This is a genomic window from Dictyobacter halimunensis, assembly GCF_036245075.1.
In genome coordinates, this window is record NZ_BSRI01000002.1 from 1,945,368 (window position 1) to 1,962,449 (window position 17,082).

The following is a 17,082-nucleotide window of genomic DNA, read 5'->3' on the forward strand; positions in this document are numbered from 1 at the left end:
CGTGGCTACTTGAAATAATGCGGGTTATTTGCTACTGTTGTCAGAGATTATTGGTATTTTCCCCATCATAGAGGAGATATGTACACCGTCATGAATACAGTTCTCTCGAATGCGACCAGTACAGATGAACATCCTTCCACGTCCATGACCAGGAAAGGGGTTCTTTTGATCGTTGGCGCCCTGCTGGCGCTTTTGATCATTGGACTGTTGATGCGCCTGTATACCCTGGGCGTGCCCTTTGACCGGGACTCATATGATGAGGGAGTATACTGGCAGACCCTGCGCTCGCTGGCTGCTGGCTCGGCGCTCTACCATCCAACGTTCTATTCGCAGCCGCCAATGTTTATCCTGTCGATCTTCCCGACCTACCTGCTATTTGGCCAGACGCTGTGGGCGGCACGACTGGGGATCGCGCTGATATCGTTGCTGGGCCTGGTTGGAATATTTCTGCTGGGCTATACGCTGCGCGGCTGGCTCGGCTCCATTGTTGCCCTGTTACTCCTGTTGCTGGCGCCACTCTACCTTTCAGCATCACAAACCATTCAGGCAGAAGGTCCCCAGGTGGCCTTCTCGATCCTGGCAGTGGCCTTTGCTTATCTCTGGTGGCATAATCCCTCTGGACGACGTGGAGACGTCTACGCGGGCCTCTGTACGCTTACACTAACGTTAAGCATATTTAGTAAGCTCTTCGCGCTGGCCACGCTGGTACCGATCCTTCTGCTGGCTGTGGCCCATCTCTGGCGCATCCGGCAGCAGACGGCGAGCGACCGCTGGCGGGACAGCCGCTCACTGCTTGTCGGCGTCGCCGTCATGATTATCGCGATGCTGTTGATCATGCTGCCTTACCTGGGTCATCTGGGAGATTTCTGGTCGGGGGTGATTAGCTTCCATACCGCGGCAAGCAAGGTCACCGGCCATATCAGCAATACCGGCCGCGTGGTACGCTTCTTTATCGCACCACTGGGTATTGCCGCCCTCTACGGCAGTATCGTCGCCCTCGTGAGAAGGGACTGGCGCGTCGTGCCGCTGCTGGGCTGGGCACTGGCCTGCGCCATCCTGCTCTGGCAGCAAGAGCCGCTGTTTGACCATCACTTTGTGATCGTGATACCCGCGCTGGTCGCTTTAACCTGCATGGGGCTGGGTCCCCTGCCCCTGAACAGCCAGCGGTGGCGTCAACTCCCGGCACTCCTTACCGCAGGGAGTCTGCTGCTCGTACTGATCACCCTTGGCGTTGGGGCACGCGGCATCCAGGTCAATTATCGCAACTGGCAGGCGCAGGCCGCCTCGGGGGGCACCCAGGGATCGCTGCGTACCGCCCACGACCTGCAGCAGGCCATCGCACCCGATCAACTGGTGATTACTGATGGACAGTTTGTTGCCGCCCTGGCCGGACGCAACACCCCACCGGAACTGGTCGATACATCCAGCGTACGCATCAACACCGATTATCTGACCAGCTCTCAACTCATCCAGCTGGCCTCCCAACCCAGAGTGCACGCCATCCTGTTCTATACGGGACGCCTGACCAACAGCAAGCTGAAGCCCTTCCGAGACTGGATACCCACCCGCTTCCGCGAGATCCACAGCTATGGCAAGAATAGCTCCCTCTGGGTTAAAATACAATAAAGTAATTTTTTTAAGTGAGAAGGAAGAAGAAAAAAATGGAGAAGAAGAAAAAGACATTTAGTACGATGGAGATCGTACTGGTCGGAGTACTGGTCGGCTCACTCGTACTCTCATTCCTGCAAGCTCGCCAGGAAGAAAACAAAAGATAAGACACTGGTAGAGATTAAGCGGGACGCGGCCTGAGGTCGTGTCCCGCTTAATCGTTTTTCATCCCTTTTTTCAGTTCGCGCACAAAGCCGATGGCTCCTTCTTTCCAGGTCATACGCGGCTGCTGTTGCCTGTACCGGGCCTGTTCGCGCTGCTGCAGAATAAAGTTGAGCAACACCTCTCGCTTCATAGCTTCCAGGCGTTGGATATCATAAGCTACGCGCCGGGTGGGATCGCTCAGGACAGCGTACGCTTCATTGATCTGTTTGATGTGCCGATCTTCAGCGGTACGATTGATATCAGGATGATACAGACGTGCCAGGCGCCGATATGACTGTTTGATATCTTCGAACCGCGCCGTAGAAGGCACTTCAAGAATGGCATAATAGTCTGGTAGAGCCATAAATCTAGTCCCCTGTACTTCCGAAGCCTCCCCGAGCACTCCCAACCTGTTCCACTTCGTTCCATGCAAAGCGTCCAATCGGAATAAAGATTCCCTGCGCGATCCGCTCACCACGCAGTACGGTAACCGGCTCATCTCGAAAGTTGTAGACCGATACCAGCAATTCGTCGCCGTCGCCACAATAATCCTGATCGATCACCCCGACGCCATTGGGCATCAATAAGCCTTTACGGCGCGCGGTACTGCTGCGCATGGTGAGCAACAACATATATCCGGGCGGGGTCTGCACAATCAGGTTACTGGGGATCAGCGCCAGCGAACGTGGCGCGACCTCAGTTGTTTCCCGGCTGAGCAGATCAAAGCCGACCGATCCCGCCGTCGCGTACGTAGGCAACGGCAATTCTGTATCAACGCGTTTAATATTAACCTCTAGAGGTTGTGCACAGTCATCCATATACGTTATTCTAGAGAATAGAAGATGTCCCGTCAATAGTAATTGGGAAACATCCCCATTGCTATCGAACTTAAGGGGTGCAGGGGGCCCCCTGTCGGGGCGTGGGGTGTCCCCACAAAAATTCTTTTTCTCTTTTTTCGCGCCTCCTGCGGCGGCGCGCGAGGAGAAAGGAGAGGGTGGGGACACCCCACGCCCCGGCAGGAGGGCTGGCCGCCCTCCTGCACCTCCCGCGTTGACGCGGAAAAATGTTCTCGAAGATTTAACCTTTGTGGTCGATTTATTCGTAATATGAATATGCAAACACATACAGCGCCAAAGCCGTCAATGCAACGGCGCTTTCTTATTATTAGCTTCTTTCTGATTTTATCGATTGGGGCGACTATCATAGCGACACATGCGACGATCGACGCGGTGCAGAATGTGCATCAACACCAGGTGATGGCACATCAGGGGGATGTGCATCTCATTCGGCAGTGGATGACAATTCCCTATATAGCCCATGTCTATCGCGTGCCAGATAGCCTGCTATACTCAACGTTAAAACTGAAAGACGATACGCTCACGCGCCATAGCACGTTACAAACCATTGCTCTCCAGCGCAAGCAGTCTGCTGATGTCATTATCCATAAGCTCCAGGCGGAGATCCTGGAGTATCGCAAAACACATCCCTTTAAACCAGATCCGACGCCGACGCCAACGGCGCAAGAGGGGAGAGCATAATCATTTGATGAATACGCTACTGCCCCTTATGATTACCTGGTTGCAGCTGTATGGCTATCCAGTGCTATGGATTTGCGTATGCATAGCCTCCATTGGAGCACCCCTACCCATCGGGCTTTTGCTGCTGGCAACCGGCGCCTTTGCCGCATTGGGAGATTTTAATATTTTCGCACTATTTATTACCGCGTTAAGCGCCTCGGTCTGTGGTGATAGCATCGGCTATTATATTGGCCAGAAAGTGGGCACGCGCGTCATTGCCCGGCTACTGCGGCAAAAACGCTATCGTTTTATCTCACCAAAAGTGATTAACCGCTCGCAGGAATATTTTCAGCATCGTGGCGGCTGGGCGGTCTTCTTGAGCCGCTGCCTGGTGCCAGCATTGGGAGGGACCATCAATATTCTGGCCGGCACGGAGGGCTATCCCTATCGCAAGTTTCTCCTGGCCGACTCCACGGGCGAGGCTCTCGGCATCTTTCCTCCTCTGGTACTCGGCTTTGCCTTTGGCGCCAGTTGGGAGGCGGTCGGTAATTTACTCACTATTATTTCAATCCTGACACTATTATTACTCATTGCCATCTACCTGATCGTCTTACTCATACGCACCCTGAGAAAAATGAAACCGGGGCAAGCGCAAGCTACGGAAGAAGAAACAGGAGAGCCAACGACTTCCCAGAAGAAGGTGCAGGACTCAAAATTTCATTATAAACAGTCAGGCAAAGAAAAAAATCCGAAAACAACTCCATTTCTTGCCACTTTAAGGCGGGTTCAAACGTATAAAAGTACAGATGGATTACACACGGGTTACAGTTTTCCCAAGGAAACTACGTCAAATCCACGCCGTAGGGACTAGAATGAAAGGATGACTTGCGTTATAATTGAGGTAAGGACGTAGTTCCTTGAACTGATTGACAACAAAACTGTCATTTTTGTTTGACAACCCGATTGACAAAGCTGGCAACATTGCAACGCTTTCAAGCCAACATCGGGCAAACATCATTTTGTCAATGAGTCCGGGAATATTTTCCAAACCGGCGATGTTTCTACTAGTAGAGACTGATTGCATGTCATTGATTTTCCTCCCACTCGGCTCGGACAGAATGGTCCGACGAAGGGCGTAAATTCCCTGAGTGTAGGACCAGACTGACGACGAACAGATATCTTGCTGCTTAGGATATACTACTTTTCATGGAGGGCGCACAATGATAGACACCAAGCGTGCCATGACGGGAACAACGCTTACCTTAAATAAATCACATACCACAGATCTTGACAAGCCGTTCAATATTGTGGAACAGCTTCTCTCGAAAGATCTTGATTATACATCAGATGATGACCCAGAGACTACGGTAGAGAAAGACGACCACGAGTTGGAAGACAATATGGGTGGCATTGATACCGGTGCGCTCGATATCGAGACTGGTCCACTGGACTTAGAAGAGGATATGTCCGATTCCGACATCCATGAGGAGCCACATACCGCCGAGCTTGAGCATGATTCTCTGCTCCATATGCCTTCCATTCACACCAATGACGAGCCCGCCGCTCGCCGAACCGCTCCCCGCCGTCGCCGTTCTGAAGATCAAGAAGAAAACCAGGTAAATAACGCTGACGCAGGCGAATCTGACGCAGTAATGACCTACTTGCGTGAGATTGGCCGCGTTCCTATGATTACACACGAACGCGAAATTGAATTAGCCAAGAGAATTGAGGCTGGCGATCGCGACGCGATGAAGCAATTTATCCTGGCCAATCTGCGCCTGGTCGTAAGTATCGCCAAGCGTTACGTTGGTCGTGGTTTAACGCTACTAGACCTGATTCAGGAAGGCAACATCGGGCTTATTCGCGCCGTGCAGCGTTACGATTGGCGGCGAGGGCATCGCTTCTCGACCCATGCGACCTGGTGGATTCGCCAGGCTATCAGTCGTGCCGTGGCCGATAAGGGGCGCACCATTCGCCTCCCGGTATATGTCAATACGGCCCTCAATAGAATTCGCCGCGAACGCCAGAGGCTCCTACAGGAACTTGGTCGCGAACCAACGGAAATGGAGCTGGCCGAGGCTACCGGCCTGGACCCGATTCGCATGGTTGAATTGCAGTCGGCCCCCGGCGCACCGGTCTCCCTCGAACTGCCTGTTGGCGAAGATGAAGAGCAGGAACTGGGAGATGTGCTGGCGGATACCGAGTCAGCCTCACCTGAAGAGCTAGCCACTACGCAGACATTGAAGGATGAAGTGCAACGCGTCCTTGAGTCGGTGCTCACACCACGCGAACAACTGGTCCTGCAACTGCGCTTTGGCCTGGGCAATGGCCAGGCACATCCACTGGAACAGGTCGGACGTGAGCTGGGCATTACACGCGAACGCGTGCGCCAGATCGAGGCGGGGGCATTGGCCAAGCTGCGTCAGCCACCGGTGCTCGAACGGTTACGCGGCTAATCTGCGCGGCAGCATAACAGAATAAACACATGAAGTCCTCCGGGAGGGCGCGTTTCAGCGAGACGCCTCCTCCTGGAGGACTTCATTTTGTGCCGGGAATTTTTTTTCTTCCTCGCGTCTATATATAGAGACATTTATCATAGCGGCCTCCTACCAGACTAAATGTCCTGAATACAGTCCTTTAGTCTATTTTCATTTTGGAAATTGGCGGTTATGCTAAGTGTGGTAGTGGCCATAAAGCTATCCTTCAATATGCCAATCTGTGAAAAGGGGAAAGAATACTGGTATGGATGGTAAAACATGTCCCGAGGAGAGTAAGAATAAAATCTCGCGCATCCATTGGACAGCCTATCTAGGTATTACCCTGTGCTTGATCTCGGGCATCTGCCTTTCGCTGGATACCTATCTATCATCCGTTCTAGGATTGCTACCACTTGGCTTTGCGCACCTCTCGGTGTACCTGTTTCTGGCCTGTCCGTTGCCAGCCTTGATTTTAGGCATTGTGGGCCGCTATCGAGCCCGTAAACCACTGTGGCAAAGTGGAAGGATGCTAGCAACCCTGAGCCTGATCATCGGCAGCATCCTCCTGATCATGGAGATCGCCATCGTCGTAACAGAACTCCCATAACAATTTTTGAGGAGTTGGAGCGATACCATGGGTGCGAATTGCACCCATGGTATCGCTCCAACTCCTCAAAAATTGTTACACGATGTTATTTGCGCTGACCCAGGTCACGCGCGACATGGATCACCCCTTTAACCTTTTCAAGTTTGACGAAGAGGCGATGCATCTGATCGAGATCGGCGATCTCCAGTGTAGCCATAATCAGGACCGTCTGATGATTGGCGCTGACGCTGGAATTGATGGACATCAGATTCGCGCCCGAGTCGGAGACTACAGTCGCGACGTCACGAATCATACCGGTCCGATCGTGGGCCGTGATCACAATCGGCGCATGATACGGCTGCTGGCTCATACCAGCCCAGTTAACGTGGATCAGGCGCTCACGATCCTGTTCACCCAGGCGCGCGATATTGCGGCAGTCGGAGCGATGCACAATGACCCCTTTACCACGGCTGATAAAGCCAACGATATTGTCATCTGGCAGGGGATAGCAACAGTTCGCCAACCGAGTCAACAAACCACTGACACCCGCCACTTCAAGCTGGGCGGGCGGGGCCTGTTTGGCTGAAACCACCGGTAACGCCAGGGTATCCTCGCTCTCCTTCGCTTCTTTGCCATCCTTGCTCTCGCGCTGCCAGTATTCGAGCAACTTGACCACGACCGCGCGGGGCCGCATATCGTCGGAACCGATGGCCGCCAGCAGATCTTCAAAGGAATCGGCACGCATACTGCTGCAGACCCAGTTTTCCGCATCCTCGGTAATCGCGTCCGGTCCACGGACACCGGCCGCCTTCAGCTCACGCTCCAGGCGCTCTTCGCCAATCTGAATATTGATCGGGCGCTCATTGAGTTTGAGATAGCGACGAATCTTGTTGCGGGCCGCCGTCGTACGCGCGAAGTTCAACCAATCACGGGTCGGATGGGCGCTCCGGCTGGTCACGATATCCACGATCTCGCCATTTTTCAGCTCATAGTCCAGTGAGACCATGCGCGAGATGAGTCGATCGCCATTGCCATCGCCGTCGGAAGCAATAACGCGCGCGCCCGCGCAGTGATCGCCCACCTTTGAATGGATACGGTAGGCAAAGTCTAACGGCGTCGAACCAACGGGAAGATCTTTCACTTCCCCTTTAGGAGTCAGAACAAAGATCTGCTCCTGGAAAATATCATCCTTGACTGCTTCCACGAATTCGGTATCGCTGGTATTGGCGGTACGCAGGTCTTGCTGCCATTCAGTCAGCTGCCGCAGCCAGGTCAGGAGCTCTTTGGCCGACGCGGAAGCATTATCGCCGACATCCTTATAATGCCAGTGCATAGCCACGCCATACTCGGCCGTTTCATGCATCTCATGGGTGCGGATCTGGATCTCGACCAGCTGATCATCCAGGCAGAATACGGTTGTATGCAGGGCGCTATAACCATTGGGCTTAGGATTGGCGATAAAGTCTTTGATGCGCCCCTCCTTTGGCCGCCACAGGCTATGCACATGGCCCAGCGCTATATAGCAGTCCGTGGTGGTATCGACCAGGATACGGAAGGCTAGCAGATCATGAATCTGGCTGAGGTCGGCCGCCGCCTTGAGATGTTCCAGATCCTCGGTATCGCCCGCGGTACGCGCGATCTTCTTATAAAAGCTATAGGCATGCTTGACGCGACCAGAAATATCGGCTTTAACGCCGATCGAGGCCATCTCGGTTCGTAAACGCTCACATACCCGATCCACATAAGAACGCCACTGCCTGGTCTCTATATCCAGCATGTTGCGTACCCATAGATAGCGATCGGGCTCCAGAACCTGGAAGGCCAGGTCTTGCAGTTCGCTCTCCACGAGCGACATACCCAGACGACCGGCCAGGGGAGCATAGATCTCGCGTGATTCTTCAGCCAGCGTCATCAGATCCTGCGCGTCTCCCTTATAGGAGGGTTCACACATCAGACGCATTGCGTGCAGTCGATATGCCAATTTGAGCAATACTACACGAGGATCGTCGGCCATGGCCACAAACATCTTGCGCACCGTCTCGGCCTGTTGCCGTCTCATCGCTTCTCGCACACGCGGCTTCTTGTTTTCAAATGAGGGAGAAGTGATATCGTCGTCACGCTCAACATAGGACTTCTTTGAAGACGAGAGCGGGGGGTTTTGCACGGCCAGCATAGCGCCGGTGGCGGCGTTCTGCTTTTTCCGCTCCAAAATATTGAGGCGCAACATGCTCTCAACCACGCGGGCCGCAGGTACACCCAGCGTATACTCGACCTGCTCAGGGAGTAGCAACTCAGCGTCGACGGCCTCGTATACCAGGCCAGCGGCGATCCCAATGGCATCCACGTGCATCATGCGCGCCATGATCGTCGTCACGGCCAGGGCATACTCCAACGGCGGAATCGGGCGCGAGCTCGTACCGGTAACGCCTCCACAGGCCTCTGAAGACAACTGAAAGGCTTTCACAACAAGATCAACTTCCGGCAACGTCATATACTGATTGACCAACGCCAGCAGTTGCTTCATAGCGGTTGGGTAAGGAGGCTCAACAAATTGTTGTTCTACAGAGCTATCTATCATAATCATCTATGGCCATCTGACATATCCAGTGCAGGATTGTCGAAATATCATTCACTCCAAAGCATTCTAGTTGGTTCACGCTACATTCTGGACTTAACACGAATTGGACCTACAATAGTATACGTGCCAACAAGGTACGTGTTGGATCGGCGCATACACTTCTTTCCATGGCCAAACAGCGGCTCTATATCTGCGCAGCACGTGAACGCTTGATGTATGCTCTATCTATATTGTCGCACATTTATAGCAGATGTCACTTACAGTGAGAGTGGGGATGACACACCCTGAAACAAGGGCTGGAGCACCTGCCCTCACGTCAAGTGCTCACATTGACAGGGGGCCTTATTTTCCTATCGCTCTCTCAACGCTGACCACAGTCTTAACCTGACGTAAGCGCCGCAGGATGCGTTCCATCTGATCGATTAACTCACCCTCGCCCGGATAGATCTCCAGCGTCGCTGTAATTACAGCTCTCTGGGACGCGGGGGAGGTGGTCGAGGTGACCGATGCCATGTTAATACCAGCATCCGCCACGACGGCGGCCACATCACGCAATAAGCCTGAGCGATCATGGGCGACCAGCGAGATAGACACCAGGTAGCTGGTAGGATGGATCTGCCGCCAGTTGACCTCAACCAGGTTGGTGGGCAACTCAGGATTGCGACGCAGCAGATCGCAGTCGGTGCGGTGCACGACCACGCCCTGGTCCGGGGTCAGTTGACCGATAACCGAGTCACCTGGAATAGGACAACAGAATCGATCTAGCTGGATCAGCAGTGACCCTTCTCCGTCTTTCTGCGCATACAGGCTATTCTCGCTGTCAGAGGCGTCAGAAGCCGTGCATTGCGGTAGCCGGGGCTGCAGCAGGCTCAGCACCTGCTCGACCAGGAGATCCTCTCGTCCTAGCGCTACGTAGATATCTTCAATGGTAGCGTATTTTTTGAAGGTTGTGCTGGCCGTTGGCTCTTCCGTGCACAGCTCGCGCAAGAGCACTTCAACCTGCTCATCTACACCGGCCTGGTAGCCACTGGTTTTTAAGGCGAAATCCAGACGCTCACGACCCAGTTGCAGATTAATCTCGCGCTCATAGGTCTTGAGATAGCGGCGAATCTTGTTGCGAGCCGCCGCCGTACGCGCGAACGATAACCAGTCGCGCGTCGGGTGGACGGTACGGTTGACCATGATCTCGACGATCTCGCCGCCCTTTAGCTCATAATCCAGCGGCACCAGCCGCGTCACCAGACGACCGCTATCATCGGTATTGGTGATGATGCGCGCGCCCGCGCAATGGTCGCCGATATCTGTATGGATGCGATAGGCCATATCCAGGGGCGTCGAACCACGCGGCAGGTCCTTGACCTCGCCCTGCGGCGTAAACACAAAGATCTGCTCCTGGAAGATATCGCCCTTGACCGCCTCGACAAATTCATCGGCGCCCTGCGGCAGGGCCCGCTGCCACTCCCGCAGCTGCTCGATCCATGTCACCATCTCGCGATACGACAGACGCCAGCTGCCTGGCGCACCTTCATTGGCATGCTCGCCACGCTCTTTATCCTGGTCCGCATTACCCATGCGCTCGCGTAAAAACCAGTAGCTGGCGATCCCATAATCAGCGGTACGCTGCATATCGTAGGTACGAATCTGAATTTCAGCCAGGCGATTGTCCAGGCAGAACACAGTCGTGTGCAGCGACTGGTAGCCATTGAGTTTGGGGGTGGCGATAAAGTCTTTAATGCGGCCATCCTTTGGTCGCCAGAGCGCGTGGATATGGCCCAGCGCCAGGTAGCATTCATAGTCAGAGTCAACCAGGATGCGGAACGAGATCAGATCGTGGATCTGGCTGAGCTCATTGCCATTCAATTGAGAGGGCACATCCTCCAGCTTACGATTAATGCTGGCCAGGTGCTTCTGCCAGGCCATGACATCGGCCCGGATACCGGCCCGCTTCATCTCGGCGCGCAGGATGCGGCAGACCTCATCGACAAATGGCTGACGGCGCTTGACCTCTTCCTCAACCTGCCGGGCCAGCTGAACATACTTCTCCGGTTCCAGATAGCCAAAGGCGAGGTCTTCCAGATCGGCCTGCACGATAGACATCCCCAGGCGCCGGGCCAGGGGAGCGTAGATCTCGCTCGTCTCGCGCGAGGTGTTTTGCTGCTGCGCCGGCGACATCGCGCCAAGCGTGCGCATATTATGCAGGCGATCGGCCAGCTTCACCACGACCACACGAGGATCCTCGGCCATCGCCAGCAGCATCTTGCGCACCGTCTCTGTGCGGATACGGCGCTTATCAACTAAAGAGGGCGGGGCGGGATCTTTTGTCTCGACCGCAGGTTTGGCGGGCTTGTTACCGGCCAGGGTATCAAACTTGGTAACACCATCCACGATATTGGCCACGGCCGGCCCGAACTGCTCTCGCAGATCCTCAAGGGAGTATTCAGTATCTTCAACAACGTCATGGAGGAGTGCAGACACAATACCATCTGCATCAATACGCATTCCAGCAAGCAGTAGGGCTACCTCCAGCGGATGTTGAATGTAGGGCTCACCTGAACGGCGCACAGCCCCCTTATGCGCGCGATTAGCTAAATCGTAGGCGCGCTGAATTTTCTCCATATCCTCTGGAGTAAGGTAGTGTTTTGTTTCATCTAATAAGTCTTGAAGCGTCATCCGAGAGGGCGCTACTTTCGCTCCCCAGGTTGTCGTCGTACGCACCATGGGTAGGATCGCCTGAGGATCCGATTTACCAGACTCATCAGCAACTTTATCGAAATTGGTAGCCATTCTCTAATACCTGCTACTACATGCTGTACCATCTGCCCATATCTGCCTGGATAGTTGGTAGCTTTTTACTAATAAAGTGTTCCCTCAATAGAGCTGTTCTCTATGCGGAAACACTTACACCCGGGCAAAACTGATGTTACTTCTCTATTATAAGGAGCAATGAGCGACTGTCAAGCAGATACTATGTCACTTATGCTGGAGAAGGAGTAAAAAGAAGACACTCAGGCAGGAAAATAAGGCTATAGCTGCACCTTTTACAGGCCTTTGAGGCATGTAATTCTTCAATTACCACAAACGGTACACATACTTTACTAATTTATAGTTAATTATACCACATAGGACCAGAACGCTGCCGGGCGCTAAAAGTCAGGGGGAAATAAAAAGAGAAAGGCCAAGTCAAGAACACACCTTGACCAAGCCTCTTTTTTTTAGGAAAGTTCAGTAAACTGGCGCCTGTTGCTCACCAGCGGAACATCTCAGAAATAGAGCTTCACACTGATAGAAGAGGTGAGCGCGGCACGCAACCAACCAGTATGGAGGTTAGTCGCGGGCAACACGAACCTTATCGTAGCAGGGGCTGCAATAGACCGGGCGGTCATTCTTTGGTAAGAATGGCACCTGTGTCTCAGTACCACACTCAGCGCAAATTACTGTGTGCATTTCACGGGGAGCACGCTCGCGGCTACCGGAACCTCCGGCTGCCTGGCGACGAGCCGCGCGGCATGAAGGGCAGCGACCAGGCTGATTCATCAGACCCTTTTGCTGGTAGAACTCTTGTTCTCCTGCGGTGAATACGAAATCTGATCCGCACTCACGGCACTTTAAGGTTTTGTCAACGAAGTTCAACTAGGGACCTCCTGTGTGATATGTTGGTTATCCTCCGGGTCCATATCCTAGCAGTTGTCACCAGTCATGTGTTCCCCCTACCAGCGTGGGATTCTATAACCCTGGACGAGCACTGTATGCGAGACCGAGATTGGATACCGATTGAAAGCATACACTATTGTTTCGAGATTTGCAAGTGTTTTTGCGATAAATTATCGTTATGGTACATATTTTTATATACCCTTTATATGCAAATGAATTGAGCGATTTATATATGTTAACTATAGTTGATTCTCATCAACGCATATGATTATACTTACTCATCCTTTTCTACAAACCCGACCACAGCGGGGGACGCGACCCCACGACAGACACCCTTGACGCTCATGAGAAAATACAGGCAAGAAAGAGCAGCTACCCTCTCAAGGCAAATTGTGCTCACTGTTACCAATCCACTTTAGAGAAATGCATGTCATCATTCAACTTTACAATTGAGGCTGAGTGTCCGGAAACATGGGCGCGCGCCGGCACTATTCAGACCCCCCATGGGACAATTCAAACGCCTATTTTTATGCCTGTTGGGACGCAAGCAACCGTTAAAAGCGTAGCTCCGGAAGAGTTGCACGCGGCTGGCGCCCAGATTATCCTCGCCAATACCTACCATTTGATGCTGCGGCCCGGCTCGGCCCTGATCGATTCCTTTGGTGGCCTGCATTCATTTATGCAGTGGCATGGCCCCATTCTGACCGATAGCGGTGGCTTCCAGGTCTGGAGCCTGGGTCATCTGCGCAAACTCAATGAGGATGGGGTGGTATTCAAGTCGCATATCGATGGCTCGCTGCATACCCTGACCCCTGAGCGTGTGATGCAGATCGAGGCCGAAATCGGCGCGGATATCATCCTGCCGCTCGATATCTGCGCCCCCTATCCCTGCAGCCCCAAAGAGGCAAGCAAAGCGATGGAGTGGACCCATCGCTGGGAGGAGCGCGCCCTGGTAGAGAAGGAGAAGCAGCGGCCCGAACAGACGCTGTTCGGCATTGTGCAGGGTGCCTTTGAGCCTGAGCTGCGCGCGGAGAGCGCCCGGGTGATCGGCAATATGCCGTTTCAGGGTCTCTCGATCGGCGGCCTCTCGGTCGGTGAGCCGAAGGAAGAGATGTGGGGGATGCTGAAGCATGTAACCCCGAATCTGCCGCGCGACAAGCCACGCCATCTGCTAGGAGTCGGCTCTCCAGAGGACCTGGTGGTCGGCGTGGGACTGGGCATGGATATGTTTGATTGCGTGCTGCCAACACGCGTGGCGCGCCACGGTGGTCTCTTTACCCGCGATGGCCGCGTCAGCATCAAGGGCGCGCGCTTCCGCACCACCAGGGGTCCTATTGAAGAGGGCTGCGACTGCTACACCTGCCAGCACTATAGCGCGGCCTACGTCAATCACCTGGCACGGGCCGAAGAACAGCTGTATTTCCGCCTGGGCAGTATCCACAATATTCGCTTTATGCTCCGCCTGGCCGGTCAGCTGCGTCAATCGATTATCGATGGAACCTATCCCGCCTTTCGCGATGAATTTCTGGCCCGCTATGTACCGGCATCAGAAAAAGTGCGCGAGGCGCAGCGTGAAAAATGGAAAGAGGCTCGCGATAAGCGCGCGTAACTATGCTGGCGCCAATGGACGTGCCGACGAGCGAACTTTTTTACCGGAAGCAACAATCAAGGAATCTTGTTTATGCAGACAACCCCATACCGTTTTGTGAATACAGGCGTTCAGGATGCCGCCTTAAATATGGCGATCGATGAAGCGATCCTGCTGCACTATCTACGTGGAGACGCGCCCCCCACCCTGCGCGCCTTTCGCTGGAATCGTACGGCGATTTCTCTGGGACGTTTCCAAAGTGTCGAGCGCGAGATCGAGCAAGAGTACTGTGAAGAGCACGGGATCGCCCTGGTGCGCCGTCCCACAGGGGGACGCGCGGTCTACCACTGTGACGAGTTTACGTATAGCATTGTGATCGGGAAGAGTGAAGGGGTACCGTCCGGGGTGGTCGCGGCCTATGCCTATCTCTTACAGGGATTGCAGACCGCCCTCCGTCTGCTGGGCGTACAGGCTGAGATCAGCGATGAACACGTCAGCAAGAATCCTTCAGCGGCCTGCTTCGCATCATCTACCCAGGCCGATCTCACCAGCCAGGGATTTAAGCTGGTGGGCAGCGCCCAGGTCTGGAAAGAGGATGCGCTGCTCCAGCAGGGCTCGCTCCCACTGGAAGACCGCGCGGCCGAGTTCTTTGATACGCTTCGCTATCCCGATGCCCGGGCGCGCGAGGAGGCACTGCGCATCTATAACCAGAAGACCACGCCGCTGCACACGTTCGCGCCCCAGGCCAGCTGGGATGATGCCGCGCAGGCGTTCCGCCAGGGCTTCAGTACGTTTTTACAGCATGATCTGCCCGAAACAGAGCTCAGCGCCTCCGAATGGGAGCTGGCGCGTCAGCTGGTGGAGGAGAAGTACAGCAAGCTTGACTGGCGCCAGGAGCGCATCTCGCTCTCGTAACCCGCAGGCTCATGCTTGCGTAGATAGTAAAAAATGTACATTCTTTCGAGTGTGGAGTGTGTGGTGGGCGGCCGCATCCATCTACCACACTCCCAGTGCGGGAGGACCCTGCACCCCTGGTTTGGGAACTTTTGAAAAAGTTTGGGATAACTCATAAAGAGGAAAATGAAAAAGCCCTGCCAGAGAAATCGACACATTGCGCGTAGATGGTATGTGATGTACAATGAGCAAACATACACGTAGTTATGTTTTTTAACTTTTTGAGTGGGTGCATATAACCATCTTCATCTATCTCTAGAAAAGCATGACATAGCAACAGGGAGACACTACCTCACCAGCACTGGAACACCGGAGGTGGACCCGCAGCGGCTGATTGTCCATCTATCGAGCAAGAACAGTCATTTAAGTAAGGAGTATCTGGGCGTGAGTATATCTATCGAGATGGCCCGCAAAGCTCTAGAGGCTTGCAAACAGCGAGCCCGAGAACTGCGTAGTCCGGTAAGCATCGCCATTGTCGATGCCGGAGGGCACCTCGTCTTATTTGAACGCATGATGGCGCCATATGGTTTTGCGACCAGCGATATCAGCATCGCCAAAGCCCACACGGCGGTGATGTTTAATCAATCGACCGACGACGTGGCTCAGTGGGGGGCCGCGATCCCAGGTTTCGCGTCTAGCCTGACCGGTATGACCAATGGCAAGTTTATCATGGCGGCTGGCGGCTGGCCTCTGCGTGTCAACGGCGTAACCGTTGGTGGCGTCGGCGTCAGTGGCGGAAATGCCCCCGGAAGAGATGATGAGATTGCCCGTGCCGCCCTTGCCGTCATAGAATCCAGCGCGCCTCCCGTGAAAGCGGCCCCGGCCAATATGCCACAGCCACAACCGCTCTATGTCAATCCAGCAGCAGCCACCGTCCCCTACTCACAGCCGCTTTACGCACAGGGACCACTCTATCCCCCGGACAACGGGCAACACAGAGCCCCCGGCGTGGACCCGGCATCAGCCAGAGATAGAGAGAAAAGCTCCAGCTACAATCAGTATCGAGAGAAGCTCTCGGAGCCTCCATCTGCCACCACAAACGAGTACAATTCTTATCAGTCATCCAATTATAATTCAGCTAACCCACCAGAGGTGGACCATCCAGGAGACCAAGCATGAGTCAGAATTACAATACCGTCGCTAAAAGACCCCGCCGCACCCGCGTGCCGCGTAACCGACCAGTTCTGGTCACCGGTAATGAGACGCAGGAAGAGACATCCGCTCCCACAACCGAAGACCTGACGCTGGATACGACACCAGCTGTAGAAACAGAGGTGACCAGCGAGCCAGCAGCACCTTCCCGGCGGTTGCCACGCCTCCCCAAATTTTTCTCAAAAGTTGAGCAGAGCGAACAGGATGGTCCTGCCAACCAGGAGGGCGTGGTTGAGGCACGCATGGCCCGAGCGAAGAAGAATATGAATTCCAAGGCTGCCATTACCAAAGCGGAGGAGGCCGCGGCAGCGAAGGAGAAGCCAGCCGCCACCAAAGCGCCAGCCCGCCCAGCCCTGTTCAAGCCGCGTCACTTCATCGGCATGGTCGTCTACCTGATCGGGGCCAACTTCTTGCTGCCATTGGAGCACACGTTCGCGGTCAATACACACATCGAACGGGTCGTCTTCACGCTGCCTTTTGGCAACCTGCCATTGACAACGTCCTTCTTGATCAATATTCTGACCCTGATCGTCCTGCTGTATGCACTGGTAGCCTTCGACCTGTTGCCGAATGGCAAGCAGTTCGCCAGCAGCCAGGCACAAAGCAGCAAATCAAAGGGCGGTAGCAGCTCGCAGGGTCCCCGCGCTCCGAAGGTCGCGCCCCCCACGATACGCCAGGGCGTTAAAGGTGAGAATGATGACCTCTACCAGGCCTATCGCACCAGCCAGCGCAAAAAACGCTAAAAACTTAAAGGGCACAAAAAGTGG

At 54.3% G+C, this 17,082-nt stretch carries 14 protein-coding genes; 9 read left to right on the plus strand and 5 right to left on the minus strand.

Annotated features, from left to right (window positions below; genetic code table 11):
• Positions 1-90 precede the first annotated feature (90 nt).
• Positions 91-1,626 carry an ArnT family glycosyltransferase gene (locus tag AABA21_RS22085; RefSeq protein ID WP_338253719.1) on the plus strand — a complete coding sequence of 512 codons (1,536 nt, stop codon included), beginning with the start codon at positions 91-93 and terminating at the stop codon, positions 1,624-1,626.
• A gap of 196 nt (positions 1,627-1,822) precedes the next feature.
• Here AABA21_RS22085 and AABA21_RS22090 read toward each other — a convergent pair whose 3' ends face one another.
• Both AABA21_RS22090 and dut read right to left on the minus strand, forming a co-directional pair.
• Positions 1,823-2,176 carry a DnaJ domain-containing protein gene (locus AABA21_RS22090; RefSeq protein WP_338253720.1) on the minus strand — a complete coding sequence of 118 codons (354 nt, stop codon included), beginning with the start codon at positions 2,174-2,176 and terminating at the stop codon, positions 1,823-1,825.
• 4 nt (positions 2,177-2,180) lie between these two features.
• The gene (gene dut / locus AABA21_RS22095) at positions 2,181-2,630 is read right to left on the minus strand and encodes a dUTP diphosphatase (RefSeq protein WP_338253721.1); all 450 of its coding nucleotides are present in this window, start codon (positions 2,628-2,630) and stop codon (positions 2,181-2,183) included.
• Between the two features lie 294 nt (positions 2,631-2,924).
• Between dut and AABA21_RS22100 the strand changes: the two genes are divergently transcribed.
• The 4 genes from AABA21_RS22100 (at position 2,925) to AABA21_RS22115 (ending at position 6,413) form a co-directional block, all read left to right on the plus strand.
• Positions 2,925-3,350: a hypothetical protein gene (locus AABA21_RS22100; protein WP_338253722.1), complete on the plus strand. Its 426-nt coding sequence runs from the start codon at positions 2,925-2,927 to the stop codon at positions 3,348-3,350.
• A 7-nt stretch (positions 3,351-3,357) separates the two neighbouring features.
• The gene (locus tag AABA21_RS22105) at positions 3,358-4,200 is read left to right on the plus strand and encodes a DedA family protein (RefSeq protein ID WP_338258463.1); all 843 of its coding nucleotides are present in this window, start codon (positions 3,358-3,360) and stop codon (positions 4,198-4,200) included.
• A 349-nt stretch (positions 4,201-4,549) separates the two neighbouring features.
• On the plus strand, positions 4,550-5,785 hold the full coding sequence (locus AABA21_RS22110) for a sigma-70 family RNA polymerase sigma factor (RefSeq protein WP_338253724.1): 1,236 nt from the start codon (positions 4,550-4,552) through the stop codon (positions 5,783-5,785).
• 286 nt (positions 5,786-6,071) lie between these two features.
• Entirely contained in the window at positions 6,072-6,413 is a 342-nt protein-coding gene (locus AABA21_RS22115; protein WP_338253725.1) for a hypothetical protein, read from the plus strand.
• Positions 6,414-6,498: 85 nt separating this feature from the next.
• Here AABA21_RS22115 and AABA21_RS22120 read toward each other — a convergent pair whose 3' ends face one another.
• From AABA21_RS22120 to AABA21_RS22130, 3 genes are all read right to left on the minus strand, one after another.
• The gene (locus AABA21_RS22120) at positions 6,499-8,970 is read right to left on the minus strand and encodes a RelA/SpoT family protein (protein WP_338253726.1); all 2,472 of its coding nucleotides are present in this window, start codon (positions 8,968-8,970) and stop codon (positions 6,499-6,501) included.
• 342 nt (positions 8,971-9,312) lie between these two features.
• On the minus strand, positions 9,313-11,754 hold the full coding sequence (locus tag AABA21_RS22125) for a RelA/SpoT family protein (protein WP_338253727.1): 2,442 nt from the start codon (positions 11,752-11,754) through the stop codon (positions 9,313-9,315).
• Positions 11,755-12,294: 540 nt separating this feature from the next.
• A complete protein-coding gene (locus AABA21_RS22130) occupies positions 12,295-12,600 on the minus strand; it encodes a zinc-ribbon domain containing protein (protein ID WP_338253728.1) in 306 nt (101 codons plus the stop codon).
• 448 nt (positions 12,601-13,048) lie between these two features.
• Here AABA21_RS22130 and tgt point away from each other — a divergent pair, with 448 nt between their 5' ends.
• From tgt to AABA21_RS22150, 4 genes are all read left to right on the plus strand, one after another.
• Positions 13,049-14,230: a tRNA guanosine(34) transglycosylase Tgt gene (gene tgt / locus AABA21_RS22135; protein WP_338253730.1), complete on the plus strand. Its 1,182-nt coding sequence runs from the start codon at positions 13,049-13,051 to the stop codon at positions 14,228-14,230.
• A gap of 72 nt (positions 14,231-14,302) precedes the next feature.
• Positions 14,303-15,124, plus strand: a complete 822-nt coding sequence (locus AABA21_RS22140; protein WP_338253731.1) for a lipoate--protein ligase family protein — start codon at positions 14,303-14,305, stop codon at positions 15,122-15,124.
• 423 nt (positions 15,125-15,547) lie between these two features.
• Positions 15,548-16,282 carry a GlcG/HbpS family heme-binding protein gene (locus AABA21_RS22145; protein WP_338253732.1) on the plus strand — a complete coding sequence of 245 codons (735 nt, stop codon included), beginning with the start codon at positions 15,548-15,550 and terminating at the stop codon, positions 16,280-16,282.
• Positions 16,279-17,058, plus strand: a complete 780-nt coding sequence (locus tag AABA21_RS22150) for a hypothetical protein (protein ID WP_338253733.1) — start codon at positions 16,279-16,281, stop codon at positions 17,056-17,058. Before AABA21_RS22145 ends, AABA21_RS22150 begins: the two co-directional genes overlap by 4 nt.
• The last annotated feature ends 24 nt before the right edge of the window (positions 17,059-17,082 follow it).